Origin of the sequence: Shewanella sp. 4_MG-2023, from assembly GCF_030548015.1 — a bacterium.
Taxonomy (GTDB): Bacteria; Pseudomonadota; Gammaproteobacteria; order Enterobacterales; family Shewanellaceae; genus Shewanella.
The window spans coordinates 1-1,679 of the sequence record NZ_JAUORL010000074.1; the positions used below are offsets into that span (position 1 = coordinate 1).

A 1,679-nucleotide genomic window follows, 5' to 3' on the forward strand; every position below is an offset into this window, starting at 1 on the left:
AATGAACCGCCCTGTGCGGAGCCGCATGCAGGGTGGTGTGGGGGCTGGAGGTTAGATACCTCCGGCTACCCGATTAGATTTTTTAGCTACGACGAACCTTACATTCTCTCGTTTTTCGTGTTGCTCAGAGCCAAGGCCAGAAAGTAGCTCTTGGCAAAATTCAGTGTATTCTGCCCCTAACTTTTCTTTTAATCTTTGCATTCTATTGAGCCTTGCAGCCCAACCTTCAATAATTTCCGTAGGTGCCGCACCAGAGAAATTTAGCTCGGGGTCAGTAACATCATTGTCAACATGCACTATTTCGAAGCCGGCACTTTGCAACAAGCCTTGCATCTTCGCACCAAAATTGAAGTCATAAATGCCAGATTTGTATGATTCAAGTTCAAAGCGCCTCACTCTTTCGTAGTATTTGCTGTTTTTTTCAAGATTTCCGGAAATAAAGCAGGAGACATCAAGCAATGCGATCCACCCTCCTTGATTCATAGACGAATTTACAGAAATCAAAAAATCGAGTGGCTTGCGAAGATATGAAAGAGAAAAGCTGCTCCAAATTCCGTTTACCGATTCGACGGACAGGCTATCAAAACTTAGAAAATCAGTGCATATGAACGTTTCATTGCTGCTTTTATTCGACTCACAGAAATCAATGAATTCCTGATTGATATCTATTCCTAAAACATTTTTAACACGGAACGAAAAAAGTCGGGACACATCACCGACGGAGCAACCAAGATCTACAACCGAGTCATCCTGACTCAGAGGTATAAACTGAAGATAGCGTTCCCAGCCTCTCCAATTCTGTTGTTTTTCATACTCTTGAAAAAGGTTCACTAACTTCTCCGTGTACTTCTAAAATCTAACGCCCGCCTAACAGGCGTAAAATGCTTGGCTAAAATTAGGAACGAAGTGACGCAAGCAAAGCTTTTTACGTCCTTTGTTGAGGCGCTTGTTATGTTTACTCTAACTCTTCTATTTGCCAATCACTATTTTCTAAATAAACCGAATGGTTAGGTGCGAGATCTTTGAATTTAGATATCCATGGGAATTTTTTATATAAACAGCCCATACAAACCACTAATCCATCATCGGCGTTCTCAGTTGTATTACACATAAATTGCCAACCACCATCATCCCAATGCAGTACTTCAACAATGGGATGTTCGCCACTCATAACAAATCTTGTTGTGACAGCACCTGTATTGGCAGGAAATGAAAAAGGCCAATTGTTTGGTGATTCACAATGTTCAGAACATTCAACAGTATTCATAGTAAACATAACGATTTAGTTCACGAGCCGAAGGTCTCGTGTAACGGCTTGTTCTTTACTTTCGGAGAGAGGAGGTTATCGCTACTCAATCCGTGAGTTCATATTCCATGCCCTTGGGGCTTAATTGATGCCCCCTGCGGCGTGAGGGAAGCATCGCTGCTTTACTTGAAGTCAATTGCAGGTCTCTTTAAAAGCTTTGCTTTACGAGCCTTAGCAAGTGCCTTCAAGCTATCATAAATTAGGCGCTTCTTCCATCACGTTTGGCTCTATCTATTCCTTCGGTTAGACTTAAATATCACTTCTTTTTTGCTAAAAATCGTCTACCGCAGGTCAAGAACAGCTTATTCAATAGCAGCACAATAATGTTCCAGGCTGCTCAATTCAAACTTCAAAGATACCATCGCTAAGTTAT

At 41.6% G+C, this 1,679-nt stretch carries 2 protein-coding genes; both read right to left on the minus strand.

Annotation, left to right across the window (positions count from 1 at the left end):
- Positions 1–51: 51 nt before the first annotated feature.
- Complete coding sequence (locus tag Q4546_RS19090; RefSeq protein ID WP_102520712.1) at positions 52–831, minus strand: class I SAM-dependent methyltransferase; 780 nt, start codon at positions 829–831, stop codon at positions 52–54.
- A gap of 124 nt (positions 832–955) precedes the next feature.
- Complete coding sequence (locus Q4546_RS19095; RefSeq protein ID WP_303446850.1) at positions 956–1,171, minus strand: hypothetical protein; 216 nt, start codon at positions 1,169–1,171, stop codon at positions 956–958.
- Positions 1,172–1,679: the final 508 nt, after the last annotated feature.